This is a genomic window from Pseudomonas sp. 22515 (assembly GCF_052044625.1).
Taxonomy (GTDB): Bacteria; Pseudomonadota; Gammaproteobacteria; order Pseudomonadales; family Pseudomonadaceae; genus Aquipseudomonas; species Aquipseudomonas alloputida.
Genome location: NZ_JBQENN010000003.1, coordinates 91316 through 115640 on the forward strand (window position 1 = coordinate 91316; position 24325 = coordinate 115640).

24 protein-coding genes are annotated in these 24325 nt (G+C 62.6%); 13 read left to right on the forward strand and 11 right to left on the reverse strand.

Annotated features, from left to right (window positions below; genetic code table 11):
- Positions 1-44 precede the first annotated feature (44 nt).
- From ACTJJN_RS04825 to mreB, 4 genes are all read right to left on the reverse strand, one after another.
- Positions 45-656 carry a Maf family protein gene (locus tag ACTJJN_RS04825; protein ID WP_054889114.1) on the reverse strand — a complete coding sequence of 204 codons (612 nt, stop codon included), beginning with the start codon at positions 654-656 and terminating at the stop codon, positions 45-47.
- Positions 657-688: 32 nt separating this feature from the next.
- The gene (gene mreD, locus ACTJJN_RS04830; RefSeq protein WP_003255161.1) at positions 689-1177 is read right to left on the reverse strand and encodes a rod shape-determining protein MreD; all 489 of its coding nucleotides are present in this window, start codon (positions 1175-1177) and stop codon (positions 689-691) included.
- Entirely contained in the window at positions 1177-2229 is a 1053-nt protein-coding gene (mreC, locus tag ACTJJN_RS04835; RefSeq protein WP_079732573.1) for a rod shape-determining protein MreC, read from the reverse strand. Before mreC ends, mreD begins: the two co-directional genes overlap by 1 nt.
- Positions 2230-2394: 165 nt before the next feature.
- Positions 2395-3432: a rod shape-determining protein MreB gene (gene mreB / locus ACTJJN_RS04840; RefSeq protein WP_003255163.1), complete on the reverse strand. Its 1038-nt coding sequence runs from the start codon at positions 3430-3432 to the stop codon at positions 2395-2397.
- A 205-nt stretch (positions 3433-3637) separates the two neighbouring features.
- Here mreB and gatC point away from each other — a divergent pair, with 205 nt between their 5' ends.
- The 5 genes from gatC (at position 3638) to ACTJJN_RS04865 (ending at position 8456) form a co-directional block, all read left to right on the forward strand.
- Positions 3638-3925, forward strand: a complete 288-nt coding sequence (gatC, locus tag ACTJJN_RS04845) for an Asp-tRNA(Asn)/Glu-tRNA(Gln) amidotransferase subunit GatC (protein WP_003255165.1) — start codon at positions 3638-3640, stop codon at positions 3923-3925.
- A 15-nt stretch (positions 3926-3940) separates the two neighbouring features.
- Positions 3941-5392 (forward strand): Asp-tRNA(Asn)/Glu-tRNA(Gln) amidotransferase subunit GatA, encoded by a 1452-nt coding sequence (gene gatA, locus ACTJJN_RS04850; RefSeq protein WP_003255167.1) that lies wholly within the window; start codon positions 3941-3943, stop codon positions 5390-5392.
- 11 nt (positions 5393-5403) lie between these two features.
- Positions 5404-6849 (forward strand): Asp-tRNA(Asn)/Glu-tRNA(Gln) amidotransferase subunit GatB, encoded by a 1446-nt coding sequence (gene gatB / locus ACTJJN_RS04855; RefSeq protein ID WP_003255169.1) that lies wholly within the window; start codon positions 5404-5406, stop codon positions 6847-6849.
- A gap of 128 nt (positions 6850-6977) precedes the next feature.
- The gene (locus tag ACTJJN_RS04860; protein WP_003255170.1) at positions 6978-7352 is read left to right on the forward strand and encodes a septal ring lytic transglycosylase RlpA family protein; all 375 of its coding nucleotides are present in this window, start codon (positions 6978-6980) and stop codon (positions 7350-7352) included.
- Between the two features lie 60 nt (positions 7353-7412).
- A complete protein-coding gene (locus tag ACTJJN_RS04865) occupies positions 7413-8456 on the forward strand; it encodes a calcium/sodium antiporter (RefSeq protein ID WP_440781020.1) in 1044 nt (347 codons plus the stop codon).
- Positions 8457-8599: 143 nt separating this feature from the next.
- Here the strand turns inward: ACTJJN_RS04865 and ACTJJN_RS04870 are convergent, their stop codons facing one another.
- The 3 genes from ACTJJN_RS04870 to ACTJJN_RS04880 all read right to left on the reverse strand — a co-directional run bounded on the left by ACTJJN_RS04870 (position 8600) and on the right by ACTJJN_RS04880 (position 12040).
- Entirely contained in the window at positions 8600-9961 is a 1362-nt protein-coding gene (locus ACTJJN_RS04870) for an amino acid permease (RefSeq protein WP_003255172.1), read from the reverse strand.
- Between the two features lie 56 nt (positions 9962-10017).
- Positions 10018-10959, reverse strand: coding sequence for an AEC family transporter (locus ACTJJN_RS04875; protein WP_012051304.1), 942 nt, complete (start codon positions 10957-10959; stop codon positions 10018-10020).
- A 193-nt stretch (positions 10960-11152) separates the two neighbouring features.
- On the reverse strand, positions 11153-12040 hold the full coding sequence (locus tag ACTJJN_RS04880) for a hypothetical protein (RefSeq protein WP_012051302.1): 888 nt from the start codon (positions 12038-12040) through the stop codon (positions 11153-11155).
- Between the two features lie 160 nt (positions 12041-12200).
- Between ACTJJN_RS04880 and olsB the strand changes: the two genes are divergently transcribed.
- Both olsB and ACTJJN_RS04890 read left to right on the forward strand, forming a co-directional pair.
- On the forward strand, positions 12201-12956 hold the full coding sequence (gene olsB / locus ACTJJN_RS04885) for an L-ornithine N(alpha)-acyltransferase (protein WP_012051301.1): 756 nt from the start codon (positions 12201-12203) through the stop codon (positions 12954-12956).
- The gene (locus tag ACTJJN_RS04890; RefSeq protein ID WP_108078505.1) at positions 12956-13744 is read left to right on the forward strand and encodes a lysophospholipid acyltransferase family protein; all 789 of its coding nucleotides are present in this window, start codon (positions 12956-12958) and stop codon (positions 13742-13744) included. Before olsB ends, ACTJJN_RS04890 begins: the two co-directional genes overlap by 1 nt.
- Before the next feature lie 112 nt (positions 13745-13856).
- On the opposite strand, the gene ACTJJN_RS04895 is transcribed toward ACTJJN_RS04890, so the two are convergent.
- Positions 13857-14441, reverse strand: a complete 585-nt coding sequence (locus ACTJJN_RS04895; protein ID WP_012051299.1) for an ACP phosphodiesterase — start codon at positions 14439-14441, stop codon at positions 13857-13859.
- Positions 14442-14591: 150 nt separating this feature from the next.
- On the opposite strand from ACTJJN_RS04895, the gene ACTJJN_RS04900 reads away from it, so the two are divergent.
- Together ACTJJN_RS04900 and ACTJJN_RS04905 are read left to right on the forward strand one after the other, a co-directional pair.
- Positions 14592-14894: an ArsR/SmtB family transcription factor gene (locus tag ACTJJN_RS04900; RefSeq protein WP_012051298.1), complete on the forward strand. Its 303-nt coding sequence runs from the start codon at positions 14592-14594 to the stop codon at positions 14892-14894.
- A 17-nt stretch (positions 14895-14911) separates the two neighbouring features.
- On the forward strand, positions 14912-15961 hold the full coding sequence (locus ACTJJN_RS04905) for an alkene reductase (protein WP_003255179.1): 1050 nt from the start codon (positions 14912-14914) through the stop codon (positions 15959-15961).
- Between the two features lie 95 nt (positions 15962-16056).
- Here the strand turns inward: ACTJJN_RS04905 and ACTJJN_RS04910 are convergent, their stop codons facing one another.
- The 3 genes from ACTJJN_RS04910 to ACTJJN_RS04920 all read right to left on the reverse strand — a co-directional run bounded on the left by ACTJJN_RS04910 (position 16057) and on the right by ACTJJN_RS04920 (position 18932).
- Positions 16057-16926, reverse strand: coding sequence for an ATPase (locus tag ACTJJN_RS04910; protein ID WP_440781022.1), 870 nt, complete (start codon positions 16924-16926; stop codon positions 16057-16059).
- 73 nt (positions 16927-16999) lie between these two features.
- Positions 17000-17992, reverse strand: a complete 993-nt coding sequence (locus tag ACTJJN_RS04915) for an NAD-dependent epimerase/dehydratase family protein (protein WP_003255182.1) — start codon at positions 17990-17992, stop codon at positions 17000-17002.
- A gap of 49 nt (positions 17993-18041) precedes the next feature.
- Positions 18042-18932: a LysR family transcriptional regulator ArgP gene (locus ACTJJN_RS04920; RefSeq protein WP_003255184.1), complete on the reverse strand. Its 891-nt coding sequence runs from the start codon at positions 18930-18932 to the stop codon at positions 18042-18044.
- Positions 18933-19033: 101 nt separating this feature from the next.
- Between ACTJJN_RS04920 and ACTJJN_RS04925 the strand changes: the two genes are divergently transcribed.
- From ACTJJN_RS04925 to ACTJJN_RS04940, 4 genes are all read left to right on the forward strand, one after another.
- The gene (locus tag ACTJJN_RS04925; protein ID WP_003255185.1) at positions 19034-19633 is read left to right on the forward strand and encodes a LysE/ArgO family amino acid transporter; all 600 of its coding nucleotides are present in this window, start codon (positions 19034-19036) and stop codon (positions 19631-19633) included.
- Between the two features lie 271 nt (positions 19634-19904).
- On the forward strand, positions 19905-20501 hold the full coding sequence (locus ACTJJN_RS04930; protein WP_440781025.1) for a superoxide dismutase: 597 nt from the start codon (positions 19905-19907) through the stop codon (positions 20499-20501).
- A 249-nt stretch (positions 20502-20750) separates the two neighbouring features.
- Positions 20751-22802 carry a putative bifunctional diguanylate cyclase/phosphodiesterase gene (locus ACTJJN_RS04935; protein ID WP_003255193.1) on the forward strand — a complete coding sequence of 684 codons (2052 nt, stop codon included), beginning with the start codon at positions 20751-20753 and terminating at the stop codon, positions 22800-22802.
- Positions 22803-22961: 159 nt separating this feature from the next.
- A complete protein-coding gene (locus tag ACTJJN_RS04940; protein WP_012051295.1) occupies positions 22962-24296 on the forward strand; it encodes an imelysin family protein in 1335 nt (444 codons plus the stop codon).
- Positions 24297-24325 lie beyond the last annotated feature (29 nt).

Sequence of the window (24325 nt, forward strand, 5' to 3'; positions counted from 1 at the left end):
CGTCAAAGGTTCTTTCTAATGATGGATGGCGTATGCACTGCTGGCTACTGCGGGTTTGTTACCTCTGGCGTATGCGCGAGCGATTGCCAGCAGGCGATGCCGAACTGGCCAAGCAAATCGGCCGTTTCACAGAGCGGCAAGCCGACCACCGCCGAATAGCTGCCGGAAAGACCGGTGACGAAGACCGCACCCAGCCCCTGGACGGCATAGCCGCCAGCCTTGTCAGCTGGCTCACCGCTGGCCCAATAGCGTTGCGCTTCATCGGTGCTGATGGCGCGAAAGCGCACTGTGCTGGTCACGCAAAAACTGTGCACACGCTGACCATCGTCCAGGGCGACAGCGGTCAGCACCTGATGCTCGCGGCCTGACAGGTCAGCCAGCATGGCCAAGGCATCTTCACGGTTTTCCGGTTTGCCGAGAATACGACCATCGAGCACCACGGCAGTGTCTGCGCCGAGCACTACCGCCGGGCCGTCGATACGGGCCAGGCCGGCGGCGGCCTTTGCCCGGGCCAGGCGTTCGACGTAGGCAGGGGCGCTTTCGCTGGGTAGCGGAGATTCATCGATGGGGGCACTGATGACAATGAACGGCACGCCGATCTGCGTCAGCAGTTCACGACGCCGGGGCGAGCCTGAAGCCAGGTATAGCGGGGTCATGCAGACATCTCCCTGTCAGTGGCGCGTTGCCGTCAGTTGATGTGCAAGCGTCGACGCAGGTCGCGCAAGGCAAAGCTGATCCACGGCCAGAGCAAGGCGCTGATCACCGCCGACCAGACCAGCGCCAGGGTGGGCAGGCGGTTGCCGGTCAGTGCACTGAGCCACAGCTGGATCAACTGGGCGATACCAAAGATCACCAAAATGACCAGGCTTTGCTGCCACATGGGGAACATGCGCAGACGCTGCTGCAGGGACAGCACCAAGAAGGTGATGAGGGTAAGGACCAGCGCATTCTGCCCCAGCAGCGTGCCATACAGCACGTCCTCGGCAAGGCCCAGCACGAATGCCGTGGTCATGCCGACCTTGTTCGGCACGGCAAGGGTCCAGAACGACACCAGCAAGGCCAGCCACATGGGCCGGAACACTTCCATGAACTGCGGCATGGGGGAAACGCTGAGCAGCAGGCCGATGGCGAACGTAAGCCAGATGACCCAGCCGTTATTGCGGCGTGATGCAGCCATCATTGCCTCCGGGGTTGAGCGGGTGCGGCCGGCGTGGCAGGTGCAGCAGACGGGGCTGCTGGCTGCGCGACCGGAGTGGCCGGTGCTGCCGGTGTGACCGACGCGGCAGGCGTGCCAGCGGCGGGTGCGACCTGATCACGGGTAGCGGCCGGTTGGCCAGCAGGTGCAGCCCCCTTTCGGTCAGCCTCTTCCTGGGCAATGGCGGCATCGGTGGCACGCTGCTCCGGGCTACGCCGGTCACTGAACACCAGCAACATATAGCGGCTGCGGTTGAGCGCGGCGGTGGGGATGGCACGGACGATGGCAAAGGGCTGGCCGGAATCGTGGATCACTTCGTTGACCGTGGCCACCGGGTAGCCGGCAGGAAAGCGCTGCCCCATGCCGGAACTGACCAGCAGGTCGCCTTCCTTGATGTCGGCAGTGTCGGCCACATGCCGCAACTCCAGGCGCTCCGGGTTGCCAGTGCCGCTGGCGATGGCTCGCAGACCGTTGCGGTTGACCTGCACCGGAATGCTGTGGGTGGTATCGGTCAGCAACAGCACCCGCGCGGTATAGGGCATCAACTCTACGACCTGGCCCATCAGGCCGCGGGCATCGAGCACCGGTTGGCCCAGGAACACACCATCACGCTCACCCTTGTTGATCAGAATGCGGTGGGTAAACGGGTTGGGGTCGACACCGATCAGCTCGGCCACTTCAACCTTTTCGTTGACCAGCGCCGAAGAATTGAGCAGCTCGCGCAGCCGCACGTTCTGCTCGGTCAGGGCCGCCAGCTTCTGCAGGCGCCCCTGCAGCAGCAGGGCTTCGGTCTTGAGCTTCTCGTTTTCGGCAATCAGCTCGGTGCGGCTACCGAACTGGCCGGCCACACCTTGCCAGGCACGCTGTGGCAAATCGGTGATCCAGTACGACTCCATCAGCACCAGGCCCATCTGGCTGCGCACGGGTTTGAGCACGTCGAAGCGCGCGTCGACAACCATCAACGCGACCGACATCACCACCAGAACGAGCAGGCGAACGCCCAGCGAAGGGCCCTTGGAGAAAAGCGGTTTAATGGGCCGTTCCTCGTGGACGACTCAGGAGGTCATTGGACATGGAACAACGCACCAGCCTGGTTGCGGGTTGACGGATACGACGCCCAAACGGGCGCCAGCCCAGCGCATACAGGTAGCACTGTACGTACTACCTGTAAACCGGGCGCTCGTGAACAGCGAGCGGGATCACTCGCTGGAGAGCAGGTCCATCGCGTGCTTGTCCATCATCTCCAGGGCGCGACCGCCGCCACGGGCGACGCAGGTCAGCGGGTCCTCGGCGACGATCACCGGCAGGCCGGTTTCCTGGGCCAGCAGTTTGTCGAGGTCACGCAGCAGCGCACCACCACCGGTCAGTACCAGGCCGCGCTCGGCGATGTCCGAGGCAAGCTCCGGCGGCGATTGCTCGAGGGCGCTCTTGACCGCCTGGACGATGGTCGCCAGCGATTCCTGCAGCGCTTCGAGCACTTCGTTGGAGTTCAGGGTGAAGGCACGCGGTACACCTTCGGCCAGGTTACGACCACGCACGTCGACTTCACGTACTTCGCCACCTGGGTAGGCAGTACCGATTTCCTGCTTGATACGTTCGGCGGTGGATTCGCCGATCAAGCTGCCGTAGTTGCGGCGCACGTAGGTCACGATGGCTTCGTCGAAGCGGTCACCGCCAACGCGGACGGACTCGGCATAGACCACGCCGTTCAGCGAGATCAGGGCGATTTCAGTGGTACCGCCACCGATATCGACGACCATCGAACCGCGGGCCTCTTCAACCGGCAGGCCGGCACCGATGGCAGCGGCCATTGGCTCTTCGATCAGGAACACTTCACGGGCACCCGCACCGAGGGCCGACTCGCGGATGGCGCGGCGCTCGACCTGGGTCGACTTGCACGGCACGCAGATCAGCACGCGCGGGCTCGGCTGCAGGAAGCTGTTCTCGTGAACCTTGTTGATAAAATATTGCAACATTTTTTCGCAGACGCTGAAGTCGGCGATGACGCCGTCCTTCATCGGACGAATGGCTGCAATGTTGCCAGGCGTACGGCCCAGCATGCGTTTGGCTTCGGTACCGACGGCGACAACGCTTTTCTGGTTGCCATGGGTACGGATGGCAACAACCGAGGGCTCATTCAGGACGATACCGCGCTCACGCACGTAAATAAGGGTGTTGGCAGTACCCAGGTCGATAGAAAGATCGCTGGAAAACATGCCACGCAGTTTCTTGAACATGGGAAAGTGACCCTGGGGAAAGCGTGGGTAAAAAAGTGCGGCAAACTCTAACAATGGCAGGGATTTTGGGCAAGGAGCCAATATGTTAAATTGGCTGTTTTTCCGAGCACGCCAGCAGAATTTCGCGGCCGTTAGACCGCCAGAAAGCTGACATGTTCCTCACCGCGGACCCAAATTCCGTTCTTTGTTTCCCTTGGAGATCCTCATGGCGCTTGAACGCTGCGACGTGGAAAAGATCGCCCATCTGGCCCGCCTGGGCCTGAATGATGGCGAACTGCCACGCATTACCGACGCCCTGAACAGCATTCTCGGCCTGGTCGACCAGATGCAAGCGGTCGATACCACTGGCATCGAGCCCCTGGCCCACCCGCTGGAGGCCAGCCAGCGCCTGCGTCCTGACCAAGTCACCGAAAGCAACCAGCGCGATGCCTACCAGGCCATCGCGCCGTCGACCGAAAGCGGTCTGTACCTGGTTCCCAAAGTCATCGAGTAAGGGATAGAGCCTGCCATGCATCAATTGACCCTGGCCGAGATCGCCCGCGGACTCGCCGACAAATCGTTTTCTTCCGAAGAGCTGACCGGCGCCCTGCTGGCGCGCATCAAACAGCTCGACCCGCAGATCAACAGCTTCATCAGCATCACCGACGACCTGGCCCTGGCTCAGGCGCGTGCCGCCGATGCCCGTCGCGCCGCTGGCGAAACCGGCGTGCTGCTGGGTGCACCGATCGCCCACAAAGACCTGTTCTGCACCAACGGCGTACGCACCAGCTGCGGCTCGAAGATGCTCGACAACTTCAAGGCGCCCTATGACGCCACCGTGGTCGCCAAGCTGGCCGAAGCCGGCATGGTCACCCTGGGCAAGACCAACATGGACGAGTTCGCCATGGGTTCGGCCAACGAATCCAGCCATTACGGCGCGGTGAAGAACCCGTGGAACCTCGAGCACGTTCCGGGCGGGTCGTCCGGTGGTTCGGCCGCTGCTGTGGCCGCGCGCCTGCTGCCCGCCACCACGGGCACCGACACCGGCGGCTCGATCCGCCAGCCAGCGGCACTGACCAACCTCACCGGCCTCAAGCCGACGTACGGTCGTGTGTCGCGCTGGGGCATGATCGCCTACGCCTCCAGCCTCGACCAGGGCGGCCCACTGGCCCGCACCGCCGAGGACTGCGCGCTGCTGCTGCAAGGTATGGCCGGTTTCGACGCCAAGGACTCCACCAGCATCGAAGAACCGGTGCCGGACTACAGCGCCAGCCTGAACGCTTCGCTGCAGGGCCTGCGCATCGGCCTGCCGAAAGAGTACTTCGGTGCCGGTCTAGACCCACGCATCGCCGACCTGGTCCAGGCCAGCGTCAAAGAGCTGGAAAAGCTCGGCGCAGTGGTCAAGGAAATCAGCCTGCCGAACATGCAGCATGCCATTCCGGCCTACTACGTGATCGCCCCGGCTGAAGCCTCTTCCAACCTGTCGCGTTTCGACGGCGTACGCTTCGGCTACCGCTGTGAAGAGCCCAAAGACCTCACCGACCTGTACAAGCGCTCACGCGGCGAAGGGTTCGGCGTTGAAGTACAGCGCCGCATCATGGTCGGTACCTACGCCCTGTCGGCCGGCTACTACGACGCCTATTACGTGAAGGCGCAGCAAATCCGCCGCCTGATCAAGAACGACTTCATGGCCGCCTTCAACGATGTCGACCTGATTCTCGGCCCGACCACGCCAAACCCGGCCTGGAAGCTTGGCGCCAAGAGCAGCGACCCGGTTGCCGCCTATCTCGAAGACGTCTACACCATCACCGCCAACCTGGCGGGCCTGCCTGGCCTGTCGATGCCAGCAGGCTTCGTCGACGGCCTGCCGGTCGGCGTGCAACTGCTGGCGCCGTACTTCCAGGAAGGCCGCCTGCTCAACGTCGCGCACCGCTACCAACAGGTGACCGACTGGCATACCCGCGCCCCCAACGGCTTCTGAGGAATTCACACATGCAATGGGAAGTTGTGATCGGGCTGGAAATCCACACTCAGCTCGCCACCCAGTCGAAGATCTTCTCCGGCAGCGCTACCACCTTTGGCTCCGAGCCGAATACTCAGGCCAGCCTGGTTGACCTGGGCATGCCCGGCGTACTGCCGGTGCTGAACGAGGAGGCCGTGCGCATGGCGTGCATGTTCGGCCTGGCCATCGATGCCGAAATCGGCAAGCGCAACGTGTTCGCACGCAAGAACTACTTCTACCCCGACCTGCCCAAGGGCTACCAGATCAGCCAGATGGACCTGCCGATCGTCGGCAAGGGCCACCTGGACATCGCGCTGGAAGACGGCACCATCAAGCGCATCGGCGTAACCCGCGCGCACCTGGAAGAAGACGCCGGCAAGAGCCTGCACGAAGACTTCAGCGGCTCCACCGGCATCGACCTGAACCGTGCCGGCACCCCGCTGCTGGAAATCGTTTCCGAGCCTGACATGCGCAGCGCCAAGGAAGCCGTGGCTTACGTCAAGGCAATCCACGCGCTGGTGCGCTACCTGGGCATCTGCGACGGCAACATGGCCGAAGGTTCGCTGCGCTGCGACTGCAACGTATCGATCCGACCGAAAGGCCAGACCGAGTTCGGCACTCGCTGCGAAATCAAGAACGTCAACTCGTTCCGTTTCATCGAGCGCGCGATCAACAGCGAAATCCAGCGCCAGATCGACCTGATCGAAGACGGTGGCAAAGTCGTGCAGGAAACACGCCTGTACGACCCGAACAAGGACGAAACCCGCTCCATGCGCAGCAAAGAGGAAGCTAACGACTACCGTTACTTCCCCGACCCCGACCTGCTGCCGGTGGTCATCGAGGACAGCTTCCTCGAAACCATTCGCGCCGGCCTGCCGGAGCTGCCGCCACAGAAGGTCGAGCGCTTCCAGACTCAGTACGGTCTGTCGGCCTACGACGCCAACGTGTTGGCTTCCAGCCGCGAACAGGCTGACTACTTCGAAGAAGTGGTAAAGATCGGTGGTGATGCCAAGCTGGCGGCCAACTGGGTCATGGTCGAACTGGGTAGCCTGCTGAACAAGCTGGGTGTCGAAATCGATCAGGCGCCGGTCAGCGCTGCGCAACTGGGCGGCATGCTGCTGCGCATTCGTGACAACACCATCAGCGGCAAGATTGCCAAGACCGTGTTCGAGGCCATGGCCGCCGGTGAAGGCGATGCCGACAGCATCATCGAGAGCAAAGGCCTGAAACAGGTTACCGACACGGGTGCGATCGACAAGATGCTCGACGAAATGCTGGCAGCCAATGCCGAGCAGGTCGAACAATATCGCGCAGCCGATGAGGCCAAGCGCGGCAAGATGTTCGGCTTCTTCGTCGGTCAGGCCATGAAAGCTTCCAAAGGCAAGGCCAACCCGGGGCAGGTGAACCAATTGCTCAAGGCCAAGCTCGAAGGGTGATGGTTTTACCCCTGTAATGCTGCGAGGGCTTCGCCCTCGTTCGCGGCTGAAGCCGCTCCTACACAAACCAGCGTTTTCCCTGTAGGAGCGGGTTTACCCGCGAATGGTCGCACCGGAGAGCACCTGACTTGCTAAAACGTTCCCTCGGCACCCTCGCCCTGTTTTCTTTCCTGGCCGGCTGCGCCAGCCATGACATCGACCCGCGCGGCTACGACCAGACGGGCACCGCTTCCTACTACGGCTCGCGCCACCATGGCAAACGCACCGCCAGTGGCGAACCGTTCAACCAGCACGGCCTTACCGCCGCGCACCGCAGCCTGCCCTTCGGCACACGTGTACGGGTGACCAACATGGCCAACCAGCGCAGTGTGGTGGTACGCATCAACGACCGTGGCCCGCACACCCGCGGCCGCCTGATCGACCTGTCTCGCGCAGCAGCAGAAAAAATCGGTATGCTCCGTAGCGGAACAGCGCGCGTGCGCGTACAAGGGCTTAGCGACTGACGCGACAGGAGTCCGACCATTTTCGACCTGGCCACCCTTCCCACTTTTAGCCTGCTGCAAATGGGCGTTGCCCTGTTGTTGCTGATCGGTGGCGCCGAGCTATTGGTGCGCTCCGCCTTGCGCCTGGCGCAGCGCCTGCACGTTCGCCCGCTGATCATAGGCCTGAGCCTGGTGGCCTTCGGCAGTACCGCGCCACAATTGACCGTAAGCCTGCAGGCCGCCTACCAGGGTGCGCCGGATGTGGCAGTAGGCAGCGTGATCGGCAGCAACATCTTCAACGTACTGGTCATTCTCGGCCTGGCCGCGCTGATCATCCCGCTACGGGTGTCTCGTCAGCTGGTGCGCCTGGATCTTCCCTTGATGATCCTTGCCAGCGGGCTGGTGTATGCACTGTCCGCCAATGCCCACCTGGGCAGGGTTGAAGGGGCACTGCTATTGCTGGGGCTGGCCGGTTACCTGGCAATGCTCTGGCATCAGTCGCGCCATTACGCACGCACCTACCCGGCCCTGGACGCCGCCAGGTCCGGGGCCGGGCGCTTCTGGTCAGGCACGCTGCTGCAGATACTGGTCGGCCTTGGCCTGCTGAGCCTGGCGGGCCACTTGCTACTGGAAGCTGCCATCGAGGTGGCCACCGACCTGGGCCTGTCCGAGCGTATTATCGGCCTGACGGTCGTCGCCATCTGCACCTCCATGCCGGAACTGGCCGCTGCGCTGATCGCCGCCTTGCGTGGCGAACGGGAGATCGCCGTGGGCACGGTGATCGGCAGTAACCTGTTCAACCTGCTGGCCGTACTGGGCCTGACCGCACTGATCACCCCGGAACCCCTGTCGATCTCGCCTAACGCGCTGTCTTTCGATCTGCCTGTAATGCTCGGCGTTGCTGTCCTGAGCCTGCCAGTGTTCTATTCCGGTTACCGCATTACTCGCGCAGAAGGCCTGGTGTTTCTTTGCCTGTACCTGGCCTACGGCCTTCATGTGGCGGCTTTTACCATGGGTATGCCGCTGGCTGGCCGCCTGGAGCGATTGATGCTGTTCTATGTACTGCCGGTGCTCGCTACGGTGTTGCTGTACACCACTGTGCGTGCCTGGCGGAGGCAGCATTGAGGGGCATGGAAGGGGAACGCGTCAGGGCCGCCAGACGCATGCCTTTAGGCTTTCATCGCCTGTGAGATCGAGCGCCGCCCGCGCGGCGCTCGATCTCACAGGCGCCGAAAATCTAACGGCATACCCCTTACGAACAAACCCGATCAGCCCTTGGCCTGGCGAGCCTTCTTCAGCTTGAAGGCCACCCACAGCACAGCGATCCATGCAGGGATCAGCATTACCGAGATGCGAATCGGCGGCGTCAGGTACATCACCACCAGGATCAGCACGATGAACGCCAGGCACAGGTAGTTGGTCAGTGGGTGCCCCAGGCTTTTGTAGAAGGGGGTGATCCCGGCGGCCAGCTTGGCCTTGCGGAATTTGAGGTGGGTAATGCTGATGCTCGCCCAGTTGATCACCAACGCGGACACTGCCAACGCCATCAGCAAGCCAAAGGCCCCGCCCGGCATCAGGTAATTGATCAGCACGCACAGGCCGGTCGCAAAGGCCGACACGGCCAGCGCAGTCAGCGGTACGCCGCTACGGCTCACCTTCAGCAACTGACGCGGCGCATCGCCCTGGCTGGCCAGGCCGAACAGCATACGGCTATTGGCGTACACACAGCTGTTGTACACCGAGAGCGCAGCCGTCAGCACCACGATATTGAGGATGGTCGCCACCAGGTCGCTGTCCAGTTCGTGGAAGATCATCACGAACGGGCTGCCGCCCTGCACCACCTTCTGCCAAGGGTACAGCGACAACAGCACTGCCAAGGCACCGATGTAGAAAATCAGGATGCGGTACACCACCTGGTTGGTGGCCTTGGGGATGCTCTCGCGCGGGTTGTCAGCCTCGGCAGCCGTGATGCCGACCAACTCCAGGCCACCAAACGAGAACATGATCACCGCCAGGGCCATTACCAGACCCGTGACGCCGTTAGGGAAGAAGCCACCGTACTGCCACAGGTTGGCAACGCTGGCATCCGGGCCACCATGACCGCTGCCCAGCAACCAGGCACCAAAGCCGATCATGCTGACGATGGCTACCACCTTGACCAGGGCGAACCAGAACTCCATCTCGCCATAGACCTTTACCTGGGTCAGGTTGATCAGGTTGATCACCACGAAGAAAATCGCCGCCGTGGCCCAGGTGGGGAAGTCCGGCCACCAGTACTGCACGTAGATACCGACCGCCGTCAGCTCGGCCATGCCGACCAGCACGTACACCACCCAGTAATTCCAGCCTGAGACAAAGCCGGCGAACTCGCTCCAGTATTGGTGGGCGAAGTGGCTGAAGCTGCCGGCAACCGGCTCTTCCACCACCATTTCGCCCAGCTGGCGCATGATCAGGAAGGCCATCAGGCCGGCGATGGCGTAGCCCAGCAACACGGAGGGGCCGGCCAACTGGATGGTCTGGGCAATGCCCAGGAACAACCCGGTACCGATGGCCCCGCCCAGCGCGATCAGCTGGATATGGCGATTCTTCAGCCCGCGCTGTAACCGCTCGGGCGTGCTCTGGTCTTGCATGAAGTGTCCTTTAGCTCAGTGAGGCAGTGTTGTTGCTGTTATTTGCAGTCAAGGATCTAGATCCATCCGCCCCACTGCAAGATGAAAATACCAATGTTGGTGGTGATCGCCGCCATTAGCGTGGTAATCACGATGATCGACGCGGCCAGTTCATGATTGCCGTTGGCCGCCCGCGCCATCACGTAGCTGGCCGCAGCGGTCGGGCTGCCTATGTACAGGAACAGGATGCCCAGCTCCGCCCCGCGAAACCCGCACAACCAGGCCCCAAGGGTGCCGAGCAGCGGCAGCCAGAGCATTTTCACGAGGCTGGCATCGATGGCCAGCCGGCCACAGTTACGCAGCGCTGCCAGCGACAGCGTGCCACCGATACAGATCAGCGCCAGCGGCAGGGTCATCTGTGCCAGGTAGTCGCCCGAGGTCAGTAGCCAGTTGGGCAGCGGCACCTGGCCGTAAGCCATCGGCGCGGCCACCAGCACGCTGATGATCAGCGGGTTGCTGAAAATGCTCTTGCAGATGCTCCACGGGTCGGACTTGAGGTCCGGGCTGTACACCGCCAGTACCACCGCTGACAGCGAGTTGTACATGAGGATGACCAGGCCTGCGAGCACCGCCCCCAGGGATATGCCATAGTCACCGTACAGGCTGGCGGCCAGGGCCAGGCCGATCACACCGTTGTTGCCGCGGAAGGCGCCCTGGGTATAGATGCCTCGGTCGGCCATCGGGCTGCGCCAGATGGCCATGCCCCAGGCAATGGCGAAACCGACCAAGGTGGCGACGATGAAATACAGGATGACACCGGGCTTGACCGCTGCGGCCAGGTCGGCGTGGTAGATGCCGAGGAAGAGCAGCGCCGGCATGCAGACGTTGAATACCAGCTGCGAGGCGACGCGGTTGAAGTTGTCGTCGATCAAGTGAATGCGTTTGAGCAGGACGCCCATGAACAGCATGGCGAAAACCGGTGCCGTGATGTTCAGGGTCTGGATAAGAAGGGCGAGCATGCGCAAGCGATCCTGGAGGGGTTGCCGTCAGGCGACCAATGATACGTCAACGGCTGGGATTTGCGGGGATCAAGCGCGATAAAAGGACATGTCTTTCAGGTTTTCTGCTGCCAGTACCGGCCGCTTTGCACCTAACCCCGCCACCACAGGTACCACGCCGCGGCTCATCGGTTCACACAAACCTGTCAGCCATTCATGACAAACCCGCAGCAACCCACGCCTTGTTCAGCCGCTTCTCCCGTGCCGACGCCGCCAGCGCCATCACCCCTTGGTCACGCTGCCAGATGTGCGCCCAATGCCCCGGCCCTGTCGCCAACGCCGCATCGATCTCCCCCCGCAATGCCTGGAACTGTGCAAACAACCCGCCCAGCAACAAGTGACAACCCATGCTATCGGCACACTGCCGGCTACCCTCGGCGCAGCCGGCCAACAGCCCAAGCAACTGCAGGCGAAGCCCCTGCGGCCAGGCGCACTCCTGCCCAACGCCATACAACCAGGCGGTCAGCGCCGTGAGCACATACAAATCCTCCAGCGAACGGAACGGCTTCACGTAGGCATCCCAGCCGTCACCGGCCAGCAACTCGCACGATGCCTGCTCCAGCAGCAGTCGGCCGTGCCCGACTTCCGGCATCAGCGGCAGGGTCGGCAATGGCTCCAGTGTCACGCCAGGCTCCCCGGGGTAAACCACCGCCAGGCTCAGTTGCGGCGCCGCGCCAGCCGCTTCGCTACGCGCCGCCACCAGCAACCACTCCGCCTCCAGGCCTGCGGTAACGAAGTCTTTGCAGCCCGACAGCCGCAGAGCGTCCAGCCGTGTGTGCATGTCTGCCGGCCGCACGCTGCGCCGCTCGGTAGCACACAAGGCGCCAAGGCTGTGCGGCGCACTGGGCCACAGCACGCGAAGGGCAGCCTGGTAACCCACCAGGAAGGCCAGGCCCGGGGTGGCCATTGCACGTCCACCCAGTACCGCCAATTCGAACGGGGCAACCGAGCCGAGGCGCTCAAGCAGCGCGGCGTAGGTTTCGCCCAGGGTGCCTGTCGGCGCGAGGCGAAGCGGATCGTTGAGTCGTTGCAACCAGGCCATGGAACAGCTCCTTGCTGGAGGGCTTTCAGTTAAGGCTCAGGGTGTGTCACGCAAGCATCACCAAACATTCACAGGGGTGACACTGGGTCTACCTAGGCTGACTTTGCACAACAAAGCCGACCGGCCGCAACCTTTCTTGGCTGGCTTATGGAGACTCGTAATGACTCGGATCGCTACCGCTGGCGACTACAGCACCGAACGCCGTCTGCAAGCCGAACGCCTGGTTGGCGCCGCGGCGCTGCAAGAAGCCCAGGCTCTGCGCTACACCGTATTCAGCGCAGAATTCAAGGCCAAGCTCAAAGGTGCCGAGCAGGGCCTGGACATGGACGACTACGACGTGCACTGCCGCCACATTGGTGTACGCGATATGAGCACCGGCGAACTGGTTGCCACCACCCGCCTGCTCGATCACCAGGCCGCCAGCAGCCTGGGCCGTTTCTACAGCGAAGAAGAATTCAGCCTGCACGGCCTGCTGCAGCTGCAAGGCCCGATCCTCGAACTGGGCCGTACCTGCGTCGCCCCCGACTACCGCAACGGCGGTACCATCGCCGTGCTTTGGGGCGAACTGGCCGAGGTGCTCAACGAGGGCCGCTACAGCTATCTGATGGGCTGCGCCAGTATCCCCATGCAGGACGGCGGCGTGCAGGCCCATGCAGTGATGCAGCGCCTGCGTGAACGTTACCTGTGCACCGAACACCTGCGTGCCGAGCCGAAGAACCCACTGCCGAAACTGGCCCTGCCCAATAACGTCATTGCCGAAATGCCCCCGCTGCTCAAGGCCTATATGCGCCTGGGCGCAAAGATTTGCGGCGAGCCATGCTGGGACGAGGATTTCCAGGTGGCAGACGTGTTCATCCTGCTCAAACGCGACGAGCTGTGCCCACGCTACGCCCGCCACTTCAAGGCGGCGGTCTGATGCCGAAGTTGCGGGTACTGGCCCGCCTCATCCGACTGCTGCTGGTGCTGGCGCAAGGCATGCTGATGGCCAGCATTATCGCCTTGGGCGAACGCTTGGGCTTCAAGGCGCCGATCGAACGGCGCCAGCGCTGGACCTGCCTGTTCATGAAGCGCCTGGTCGCCGCCCTGCCCTTCGACGTGAAGGTAGTTGGCGAACTTCCACAGCGACCGATGCTATGGGTCAGCAACCATGTTTCCTGGACCGACATCCCCCTGCTTGGCATGCTCACGCCGCTGTCTTTCCTGTCCAAGGCCGAAGTGCGCCACTGGCCGGTGGCCGGCTGGCTGGCGGAAAAGGCCGGCACGCTGTTCATTCGCCGTGGTGGTGGCGACAGTCAGCGCCTGCGCGAACAGATCGCCGGGCAACTGGGGCTGGCCCGCCCGCTGCTGATATTCCCCGAAGGCACCACTACCAGCGGCCGCACGTTGCGCACCTTTCATGGCCGCCTGCTGGCAGGTGCCATCGACCGTGGCGTGGCAGTGCAGCCAGTCGCTATCCAGTACCTGCGTGATGGCCAGATCGACCCGGTAGCGCCGTTCATTGGTGAGGACGACCTGGTGTCGCACCTGATGCGCCTGTTCGCCCTGCCGCGGGGCGAGGTGTGCATCCACCTCCTGCAGCCAATAGGTAGCGTGGGCAAGGAACGTGCGGTGCTGGCATTGCAGGCACAGCAGGCGATTCACCTGGCGCTGTTCGGGGTTGAAGACATGGAGATGGCGCCACGTCGACAGGCGCGGGCTGCCTGAATGCGTGTACTGCCTGTTCTGGCCCTTTCGCGGGTGAACCCGCTCCTACACCGAGCGCATTGCCCGTAGGAGCGGGTTTACCCGCAAAGGGGCCAGAATCACCCACACACCTCTAACTGTCAGACATCCGCCCTACCGCCGCAAACGCCTGCAGTTGCGGGTAGAACTCGCGAAAATCCGCCAGCAGCGGCTCATACAGCCGCTCCAGTTCCACCATCACCCCAGCCATCCCCTCAGGCCGCGACAAGCGCCGGGCAATGCCGTTGAACACCTGCTCCAGCGTGTCGAAATCGCCATACGCCCCTAGCCAGTCATCCGCTGCCATGAACGGCGCAATCCGCGCCAGCCGCCCAGGCAGCTCGGGCTCTGCCAGCAATACCCGATAAAACGCACCAGTGAACTGCTCCAGCGGCTGATCGGCGTAGTTGCCCCAGTGCCGTGCCAGGCAATGGTCGAAAAACACATCCAGGACGATGCCGGCAAAGCGCCGCCGCTCGCGCGGAAAACGTGCCAGAGCCGCCAGCACCACCGGATGCTGGTCAGTGTAACTGTCGATATGCCGGTGCAGTCGGATGGCCGCCTCCAGCGCAGGCGGAAAGCGCCCTTCCAAGGAGCCTTTGACAAAGTCGCCATACAGGCTGCCAAGCAGTTGTTGCGGCGCCGGGCCGCCCAGGTGCAAGTGTGCGAGGTAGTTCATGAGCGCAGTCTAGCATCGCCACCCAGCATATCGTTATAACGCGATATATCGATTCGTGCTCAGCTCAGAACGCCTTCGTATTTGTATATCGGAATTCAGCGAATTATATTTCGGCCTATCGCGATATACCGCTACAACGAGCCTCAAACCATGCCACTCGATCTCGACGAAATCATAAAAGCACTGGCCCACCCGGTCAGGCGAGAAATTCTCAGCTGGCTGAAAGACCCGGCAACCCAGTTTCCGGACCAGTACCACAGCACCGAAAACGGTGTGTGTGCGGGGCAAATCGACCAACGCTGCGGCCTGTCGCAGTCGACCGTCTCTGCCCACCTGGCCACTTTGCAGCGCGCCGGGCTGATCAGCAGCCAGAAGATTGGCCAATGGCACTTCTTCAAACGCGACGAAGCCAACATCCAGGCGTTCCTCGAACAACTGCGCCAAGCACTTTGACAAGGCAGGTAACCACAATGACCACGCTTTTCGATCCGATCAAACTGGGCGACCTGCAACTGCCCAACCGTATCATCATGGCCCCGCTCACCCGCTGCCGTGCCGATGAAGGCCGTGTGCCCAATGCGCTGATGGCCGAATACTACGTACAACGTGCCAGCGCCGGGCTGATCCTCAGCGAGGCCACTTCGGTCAGCCCAATGGGCGTCGGCTACCCAGATACCCCCGGCATCTGGAACGATGAACAGGTACGTGGCTGGAACAATGTGACAAAGGCCGTACATGCCGCGGGCGGTCGCATCTTCCTGCAGCTGTGGCACGTGGGTCGTATCTCCCACCCCAGCTATCTGAATGGCGAACTGCCTGTGGCCCCCAGCGCGATCCAGCCCAAGGGCCATGTGAGCCTGGTGCGCCCGCTGAGTGACTACCCTACCCCGCGGGCGCTGGAAACCGAAGAAATCAACGACATCGTCGAGGCCTACCGCAGTGGTGCCGAAAATGCCAAGGCTGCCGGTTTCGATGGTGTGGAGATCCATGGCGCCAACGGTTACCTGCTCGACCAATTCCTGCAAAGCAGCACCAACCAGCGCACCGACCGTTACGGTGGCTCGCTGGAAAACCGCGCGCGCCTGCTGCTGGAGGTGACCGATGCGGCCATTGAAGTGTGGGGCGCGCAGCGTGTAGGTGTGCACCTGGCACCGCGAGCCGACGCCCATGACATGGGCGACGCCGACCGCGCCGAGACCTTCACCTATGTGGCCCGAGCGCTGGGCAAGCGCGGCATCGCCTTCATCTGCTCGCGGGAGCGGGAAGCCGACGACAGCATCGGGCCGCTGATCAAAGAGGCATTCGGTGGCCCGTACATCGTCAACGAGCGGTTCGACAAGGCCAGTGCCAATGCGGCCCTGGCCAGTGGCAAAGCGGATGCCGTGGCGTTTGGTGTGCCGTTCATCGCCAACCCTGACCTGCCGGCACGGCTGGCAGCGGATGCGCCGTTGAATGAGGCGCGGCCTGAGACTTTCTATGGCAAGGGGCCGGTGGGGTACATCGATTACCCGCGGTTGTAATCAAGATTGCCGGGGCGCAGCTCAATCGGCGTACACCGTACATAGTGGGAGCGGCGTTGTGTCGCGATAGGAGGGCAACGCCCTCCCCTGCGGCGTCACGGCCGAGCGTTGATCTGTTGCTGCAGGTTCTGAATCTGGCTCTGCAGCGTATTCAGGTTACGCGTCATCTGCGCACGGAAGGCATCGAACTCCTGCACCGAAGCACCACTGGATGACGCGGCGGCCGGGCGGTTGTCGACCTGGCTCTTCAACACCAGCATGTCCTGCTGCAGGCTCTGAATCTCAGCGCTCGGGTTGCCCTGTTTCTTCAAGGCCGCCACCTCGCTACCCAAACGCTTGAGCTGGCCGTCCAGCTGGCCGCCATCCACCTGTGAGGCTTTCAACGCGGCAACCTGCTCGCTCAGGCTCTTCAACTGGGCATCCAGCTTGCCACCATCGACCTGGCCCGAACGCAGCGCCGCCAACTCGCCATTCACCAGCTTCAGTTGCGCCTGCAACTGGCTTTGCAGGTCGGTCACAGCCTTCTGCTGTTCTCGGGTATCGGCCAGCACCTGCTCCAGACGCTTGCCCAGGTCGCCGGTCTGCCCGGCAACACCCTGCTGCAACTGGCGAAGCTGTAGCTTCAATGCCTCACTGCTGGTAGTGGCGCCCGACTCACTGGCCGCCACCTTGCCACTGATCGCCTGAAGGCGGCCAGCCGCCTCTTCACTGATGCGGGCAAAGCTTTCCTGGGTCGCCACCAGTTGCTGCTCCATCAGCGAGATCTGCTGAAAGCTCCACCAACCCAGGCCCGCCAACGCGATGAACGCGGCACCGATCAACGCCCACAACGGCGCCGTGCTGGCCCCGCGGGCGGCTTTCTGGCGGCTGCGCATCACATGCGCCGGCATCAGTTCGTCATCATCAACGGTGCCCGCCCGCAAGGCAGGCACGTCATCAAAGTCATCGTGAGCATGGTTACGCATGGATACATTCAACCGCGGTAGTCACAAAGAGGCACGAGTATAAACCGCCAGCGCGGCGCATTGATGACCATTGTCAGCCGGGCGGCAAATGCTTCCACCAGCCGCAGAATTCATCCAGCGCCGTCCACAGGCTGACCTTGGGCTGGTAGTCCAGGTACTGCCGGGCACGGCTGATATCCAGGGTGAAATCACGGCTCATCACCTGCATCCCCAGGCGCGACAAAGTCGGTTGCGGGCGCCCTGGCCATAACATGCAGGCCGCCTCGTTCAGCGCGGCCAGGCTATAGGCAAGGCCATAGGAACGGTAGCGGGTCACCTGGGGAAGCTGCATCTGGCGCATCACGTAGTTGACCACGTCCCACAGCGGCAGTGGCTGGCCGTTGCTTATGTTGTAAGCCTGGCCCAGCGCCCGGTCATCAGCGAACAATGCACTTAGCAGCGCCTCGTTGAGGTTGTGCACACTGGTGAAATCGACCTTGTTCAGGCCGTTGCCGATGATCGCCACACGCCCTTTGCGCTGCATCTGCATCAGCCGCGGGAAGATACTGGCATCGCCCGCGCCGGTAACGAAGCGCGGACGCAGCGCCAGCACTTCCAGGCCGAACTCCTGGGCACCGAACACTTTCTGCTCGGCCAGGTACTTGGTTTGCCCATAGTGATCGTGGAAGCGACGCGGTACCTGGTCTTCACGGACGTCCAGACGCGAACGGCCATTGAAGTAGATCGACGGCGAAGACAGATGCACCAGGCGCCGTACGTGCTCTTTCAGGCAGCCCTCGACCACGTTCTCGGTCACCACCACGTTGCCTTGGTAGAAATCCTGATAGCGCCCCCAGTTACCCACCGCGCCAGCGCAATGCACCACGGCTTCGACACCCTGGCACAAACGCCGGGCCAGCTCGGCGTCACCCAGATCACCCGGGATGAACTGTGCGCCACGCTTGACCAGATGCTCGACCCCTTCGGCACGGCGGCCGCTGACGCGCACGTCCAGGCCTTGCTCCAGGGCGAAACGCGCAAAACGCCCGCCAATGAAGCCACTCGCGCCGGTGACCAGAATTCGCATGTAACACTCCGTCTTGCCAGATTTCAGATGCAACTGACGCCAGCCACGGCTACAAGGGCACCAGCCAATGCTGTGCGGTGTGCCGCAGGTGGTCGGTCAGTTGCGCGAGCAATTGCCCGCCATTGCGCCAATGATGCCAGTACAGCGGCACATCGATAGGGGTATCGCGGCAGATTTCCACCAATTGCCCACTGGCCAGTTGCTCCCGGGCCTGCAGTTCGGGCACCAGGCCCCATCCCAACCCGGCCTCGGTCATGCGCAGGAAGCCTTCGGATGAAGGGCACAGGTGGTGCAGGAAACCACCCTCTATGCCCAGCGATGCCAGGTAGCGATGCTGCAGGAAATCGTCCGGGCCGTACACGATCGCTGGCGTACGGGCCAGGCGGCTGGCGACAAAACCTTGGGGGAAGTGCCGCGCCATGAACACGGGACTGGCCAATGCCCGGTAGCGCATGGCCCCCAGTGGCAAACTGCGTGCGCCGGCTACCGGCCGCTCGCTCCCACACAGGCAGGCCGCCACTTCGCCGGCACGCATGCGCTTCAGGCCCACTTCCTGGTCCTCAACCACCAGGTCGGTCAGCACGTTCTGTTGTGCGCAGAAGTTGCCCACCGCGCCGGCCCACCAGGTGGCCAGGCTATCGGCGTTGAGGGCGATACGCAGGCGCTCCGGCATGCCCTCTTCATCCAGCGCCGGTACCTGGCGCTGCAGGTCGCGTTCAAGCAGGCGCACCTGCTGCACATGGTTGAGTAGCTGCCGACCGACTTCGGTCGTGCCGGGCGGCGAGGCACGTACCAGCACCGGCTGGCCGACCCGCGCCTCAAGCAACTTGATGCGCTGGGAAATGGCCGATTGCGACAAGCCCAGCACCTGCGCCGCACGCTCGAAACCGCCTTGTTCGATCACTGCCGCGAGGGCAGCCAGCAGCTTGTAGTCGAACATCGATTTTCCTAATGGGTGATCAGCTTTATTTGTTTTTCTTATACAGCGCCGAACATCACAATGGCCAGCATCTTCCGTGACCCTTTTTGGAGAGCCCTGCCATGTGGCAAAGCTATCTCAATGGCATGCTGGTGGCCTTCGGCCTGATCATGGCCATCGGCGCCCAGAACGCCTTCGTCCTCGCCCAGAGCCTGCGCCGTGAGCATCACCTGCCGGTGGCAGCGCTGTGCATCGTCTGTGACGCCATCCTCGTGGCCGCCGGGGTATTCGGACTGGCCACCGTGCTGGCACACAACCCGACCTTGCTGGCAATCGCCCGCTGGGGCGGCGCAGTGTTCCTGATCTGGTACGGCGCCAAGGCGCTGCGCAGTGCCTGCTCCAAGCAGAGCCTGCAGCACCAGCAAGGCCAGGGCGTTCGCTCACGTCGCGCCGTACTGCTCAGCGCCCTGGCGGTGACCCTGCTGAACCCGCACGTGTACCTCGATACGGTGTTGCTGATCGGCTCGCTGGGCGCCCAACAGTCCGCCCCTGGCGCCTACGTGGCCGGTGCGGCCAGCGCTTCGCTGCTGTGGTTCTCGACCCTGGCCATTGGCGCGGCGTGGCTGGCACCGTGGCTGGCGCGGCCTGCGACCTGGCGCATGCTCGACCTGATGGTGGCGGTGATGATGTTCGCGGTGGCGGCACAATTGATCTTCAACTGACCTCGGGGCTTGGTGCGGCATATTCATCGCCTGCCAGATCGAGCGACGCTCGCCTTCACTGGCAACACCAACGCAACGGCGAGCCACTGGTCGGTACAGCCCAACCCCTCCGGAACCTCTATTCCCTATGTTTGTTGCGTGGTTATGCGCCGGGCCCGGTGCTATGATCCAGCCCTTGCGTCGCAAAGAGTACAGACTCGCCGACGCTTATCGGGCCGCCCGTGATCGGCCTTGCGCAAACCGCAAACAGACCTGAATCAGGAGATCCACCATGGCTTTTGAATTGCCGCCGCTGCCGTACGCCCATGATGCCCTGCAGCCGCACATCTCCAAGGAAACCCTGGAGTATCACCACGACAAGCACCACAACACCTATGTCGTGAACCTGAACAACCTGGTCCCAGGCACCGAATTCGAAGGCAAGGCCCTGGAAGAGATCGTCAAGAGCTCTTCGGGCGGCATCTTCAACAACGCCGCTCAAGTCTGGAACCACACCTTCTACTGGAACTGCCTGTCGCCAAACGGCGGCGGCCAGCCTACCGGTGCACTGGCTGACGCCATCAACGCCGCTTTCGGTTCCTTCGACAAGTTCAAGGAAGAGTTCACCAAGACTTCGGTTGGCACCTTCGGTTCCGGCTGGGGCTGGCTGGTGAAGAAAGCTGACGGTTCCCTGGCCCTGGCCAGCACCATCGGCGCCGGCTGCCCACTGACCAGCGGCGACACCCCGCTGCTGACCTGCGACGTCTGGGAACACGCCTACTACATCGACTACCGCAACCTGCGTCCGAAGTACGTCGAGGCGTTCTGGAACCTGGTCAACTGGGCCTTCGTTGCCGAGCAGTTCGAAGGCAAGACCTTCAAGGCCTGAGTCATTCGGCCTTGAACGAGAAACCCGGCCATGTGCCGGGTTTTTTTGTGCCTGTGTTGCCGCAAACAGGCTGGCACGGTTTTGCTTGCTCAGGCCGCATACCACGCTAACATCAAACCTCTGGAAGATTGATACAGCGCATTCAAGTTGCGGGGTCAGGCAACCGATACACTGCTCATGATCGGCCGGTAGTGTATCGTCATCGTTGATGGCAAAATGATGCCATGCGCATGGATTAAGGAAACCCCATTGAAGCTGGAATTGCGGAACAGCTTGTCGGTCAAGTTGCTCAGGGTCGTGCTGCTGTCGGCGTTGGCGGTTGGCGTCGTGCTCAGCTGTGCGCAAATCGTCTATGACACCTACAAGACCCGCCAGGCCGTGGACAACGATGCCCAGCGCATCCTCGACATGTTCCGCGATCCCTCGACCCAGGCGGTTTACAGCCTCGACCGTGAAATGGGCATGCAGGTCATGGAAGGCCTGTTCCAGGACGAATCAGTGCGCATGGCCTCCATTGGCCACCCCAACGAAACCATGCTGGCAGAAAAGTCCCGCCCGCTGCAGGACATGTCCATGCGCTGGCTCACCGACCTCATCCTCGGCCAGGAGCGCACCTACACCACGCAACTGGTCGGCCGTGGCCCTTACAGCGAATACTACGGCGATCTCAGCATTACCCTCGATACCTCCTCCTACGGCAAAGATTTCCTGATCAACGCGGTGATCATCTTCATATCCGGCGTGCTGCGGGCCATGGCCATGGGCCTGGTGCTTTACCTGGTCTACCACTGGCTGCTGACCAAACCGCTGTCGAAGATCATCGAGCACCTCACCCAGATCAACCCTGACCGCCCCAGCCAGCACCAGATACCGCTGCTCAAGGGCCACGAGAAAAACGAACTGGGCCTGTGGGTGAACACCGCCAACCAGTTGCTGGCCTCGATCGAGCGCAACACCCATCTGCGCCACGAGGCGGAGAACAGCCTGCAGCGCATGGCCCAGTACGACTTCCTCACCGGCCTGCCCAACCGCCAGCAACTGCAGCAGCAACTGGACAAGATCCTCGTCGACGGCGGCCGTCTGCAGCACCGTGTGGCAGTGCTGTGCGTTGGCCTGGACGACTTCAAGGGTATCAACGAACAGTTCAGCTACCAGGTCGGTGACCAGTTGCTGCTGGCCCTGGCCGATCGACTACGCGCCCACAGCGGCCGCCTGGGCGCTCTGGCGCGGCTGGGCGGCGACCAGTTCGCCCTGGTACAGGCCAATATCGAGCAGCCCTACGAGGCTGCCGAACTGGCGCAAAGCATCCTTGATGACCTGGAAGTACCGTTCGACCTCGACCACGAGCAAATCCGCCTGCGTGCGACCATCGGCATCACCCTGTTCCCCGAAGACGGTGATAGCACCGAAAAACTGCTGCAGAAAGCCGAACAGACCATGACCCTGGCCAAGGCCCGCTCGCGCAACCGCTACCAGTTCTATATCGCCAGCGTCGACAGCGAGATGCGTCGCCGTCGCGAACTGGAAAAGGACCTGCGTGAAGCCCTGCCCCGCAACCAGCTTTACCTGGTGTATCAGCCACAGATCAGCTACCGCGACCACCGGGTGGTTGGCGTAGAGGCCCTGCTGCGCTGGCAGCACCCGGAACTGGGCATGGTGCCACCCGACCAGTTCATCCCCCTGGCCGAGCAGAACGGCAGCATCATCAGCATCGGCGAATGGGTGCTTGACCAGGCCTGCCGGCAACTGCGCGAATGGCACGACCAAGGCTTCAGCGACCTGCGCATGGCGGTCAACCTGTCTACCGTGCAACTGCACCACAGCGAGCTGCCACGGGTGGTCAACAACCTGCTGCAAGCCTATCGCCTACCACCGCGCAGCCTGGAACTGGAAGTCACCGAAACCGGCCTGATGGAAGACATCAGCACCGCCGCCCAGCACCTGTTGAGCCTGCGCCGCTCCGGGGCGCTGATTGCCATCGACGACTTCGGCACCGGCTACTCGTCCCTCAGCTACCTGAAGTCGCTGCCCCTGGACAAGATCAAGATCGACAAGAGTTTCGTTCAGGACCTGCTCGACGATGATGACGACGCCACCATCGTTCGCGCCATCATCCAGCTGGGCAAGAGCCTGGGGATGCAGGTGATCGCCGAGGGCGTGGAAACGGCCGAGCAGGAAACCTACATCGTTGCCCAGGGTTGCCACGAGGGCCAGGGCTACCACTACAGCAAGCCTCTTTCGGCCCGTGAACTGACCCACTTCCTCAAACAAGCGCAACGCAACCGGGTTTCGGTGTCCTGAGGCCACCTGCCCGGTTACAGGCCGTGCCCCTGATTTACATGAATTGCGCGCCCGCCTCTTTACAGCAAATGCAAATCTTTCGCATGATGTTGTAGTTTTGCGTGCCACGGCGCACGGTCCACCCCTTTGGTCCAACCACACGATGCAGGAAAACCAATAATGATTCGAATGCCTCTGGCCTCCGCCAGTCTGCTGGCCATTGCCATCGCCCTCGCCGGTTGCGGTGAAGGCAAGGACGAAAAAGCCGCCGCGCCGCAAGCCCAGGCACCTGCTGCCGCCACCACCGCTGTTGCGCCAGGGGCTGTCGACGAAGCCGCCGGCAAAGCCGTGGTCAAGCATTACACCGACATGGTCTACGCCGTGTACAGCGACTCGCTGAGCACTGCCAAGACGCTGCAGACCGCAGTCGACGCGTTCCTGGCCAAGCCCAACGACGAAACCCTGAAAGCCGCCAAGGAAGCCTGGTTCGCCGCGCGCGTACCGTACCTGCAGAGCGAAACCTTCCGCTTTGGCAACACCATCATCGACGACTGGGAAGGTCAGGTGAACGCCTGGCCCCTGGACGAAGGCCTGATCGACTACGTCGACAAGAGCTACGAGCACGCCTTGGGCAACCCGGGGGCCAGCGCCAACATCATCGCCAACACCGAGATCCAGGTGGGCGAAGAGAAGGTCGACGTCAAGGACATTACCCCCGAAAAACTGGCTAGCCTGAACGAGCTGGCTGGCTCCGAGGCCAACGTTGCCACGGGCTATCACGCCATCGAATTCCTGCTCTGGGGCCAGGACCTGAACGGCACCGGCCCTGGCGCTGGCAACCGCCCGGCATCCGACTACCTGGAAGGCCAGGGCGCCACCGGCGGCCACAACGACCGCCGCCGCGCCTACCTCAAAGCGGTTACCGACCTGCTGGTCACCGACCTCGAAGAGATGGTCGGCAACTGGGCACCGAACGTCGCCGACAACTACCGCGCCAAGCTGGAAGCCGAGCCTGTCAACGACGGCCTGCGCAAGATGCTGTTCGGCATGGGCAGCCTGTCGCTGGGCGAACTGGCTGGCGAGCGCATGAAAGTTTCGCTGGAAGCCAACTCGCCAGAAGACGAGCAAGACTGCTTCAGCGACAACACTCACTATTCGCACTTCTACGACGCCAAGGGCATCCGCAACGTCTACCTGGGCGAGTACACCCGCCCGGACGGCACCAAGCTGACCGGCCCTAGCCTGTCGTCGCTGGTCGCCAAGGTTGACCCGGCCGCCGATGCAGCCCTCAAGGCCGATCTGGAAGCCACCGAGGCCAAGCTTCAGGTGATCGTCGACCACGCCCTCAAAGGTGAGCACTACGACCAGCTGATCGCCGCCGACAATGCTGCCGGCAACCAGATCGTGCGTGACGCCATCGCCGCCCTGGTCAAGCAGACCGGCTCGATCGAGCAGGCCGCGGGCAAGCTGGGCATTGCCAACCTGAACCCGGACACTGCGGATCACGAGTTCTGATCATGCTGTAGCGCTTCATCGAAAACGCC

Coding starts and splice junctions, on each gene's coding strand:
- gatB (WP_003255169.1), top strand. CDS start 5,404: ATGCAATGGGAAGTTGTGATCGGGCTGGAAATCCACACTCAGCTCGCC.
- gatC (WP_003255165.1), top strand. CDS start 3,638: ATGGCGCTTGAACGCTGCGACGTGGAAAAGATCGCCCATCTGGCCCGC.
- ACTJJN_RS04880 (WP_012051302.1), bottom strand. CDS start 12,040: ATGGCCTGGTTGCAACGACTCAACGATCCGCTTCGCCTCGCGCCGACA.
- ACTJJN_RS04940 (WP_012051295.1), top strand. CDS start 22,962: ATGATTCGAATGCCTCTGGCCTCCGCCAGTCTGCTGGCCATTGCCATC.
- gatA (WP_003255167.1), top strand. CDS start 3,941: ATGCATCAATTGACCCTGGCCGAGATCGCCCGCGGACTCGCCGACAAA.
- ACTJJN_RS04875 (WP_012051304.1), bottom strand. CDS start 10,959: ATGCTCGCCCTTCTTATCCAGACCCTGAACATCACGGCACCGGTTTTC.
- ACTJJN_RS04900 (WP_012051298.1), top strand. CDS start 14,592: ATGCCACTCGATCTCGACGAAATCATAAAAGCACTGGCCCACCCGGTC.
- mreB (WP_003255163.1), bottom strand. CDS start 3,432: ATGTTCAAGAAACTGCGTGGCATGTTTTCCAGCGATCTTTCTATCGAC.
- ACTJJN_RS04930 (WP_440781025.1), top strand. CDS start 19,905: ATGGCTTTTGAATTGCCGCCGCTGCCGTACGCCCATGATGCCCTGCAG.
- olsB (WP_012051301.1), top strand. CDS start 12,201: ATGACTCGGATCGCTACCGCTGGCGACTACAGCACCGAACGCCGTCTG.
- ACTJJN_RS04870 (WP_003255172.1), bottom strand. CDS start 9,961: ATGCAAGACCAGAGCACGCCCGAGCGGTTACAGCGCGGGCTGAAGAAT.
- mreD (WP_003255161.1), bottom strand. CDS start 1,177: ATGGCTGCATCACGCCGCAATAACGGCTGGGTCATCTGGCTTACGTTC.
- ACTJJN_RS04910 (WP_440781022.1), bottom strand. CDS start 16,926: ATGCGTAACCATGCTCACGATGACTTTGATGACGTGCCTGCCTTGCGG.
- ACTJJN_RS04825 (WP_054889114.1), bottom strand. CDS start 656: ATGACCCCGCTATACCTGGCTTCAGGCTCGCCCCGGCGTCGTGAACTG.
- ACTJJN_RS04920 (WP_003255184.1), bottom strand. CDS start 18,932: ATGTTCGACTACAAGCTGCTGGCTGCCCTCGCGGCAGTGATCGAACAA.
- ACTJJN_RS04905 (WP_003255179.1), top strand. CDS start 14,912: ATGACCACGCTTTTCGATCCGATCAAACTGGGCGACCTGCAACTGCCC.
- ACTJJN_RS04925 (WP_003255185.1), top strand. CDS start 19,034: ATGTGGCAAAGCTATCTCAATGGCATGCTGGTGGCCTTCGGCCTGATC.
- ACTJJN_RS04890 (WP_108078505.1), top strand. CDS start 12,956: ATGCCGAAGTTGCGGGTACTGGCCCGCCTCATCCGACTGCTGCTGGTG.
- ACTJJN_RS04865 (WP_440781020.1), top strand. CDS start 7,413: ATGGGCGTTGCCCTGTTGTTGCTGATCGGTGGCGCCGAGCTATTGGTG.
- ACTJJN_RS04895 (WP_012051299.1), bottom strand. CDS start 14,441: ATGAACTACCTCGCACACTTGCACCTGGGCGGCCCGGCGCCGCAACAA.
- ACTJJN_RS04915 (WP_003255182.1), bottom strand. CDS start 17,992: ATGCGAATTCTGGTCACCGGCGCGAGTGGCTTCATTGGCGGGCGTTTT.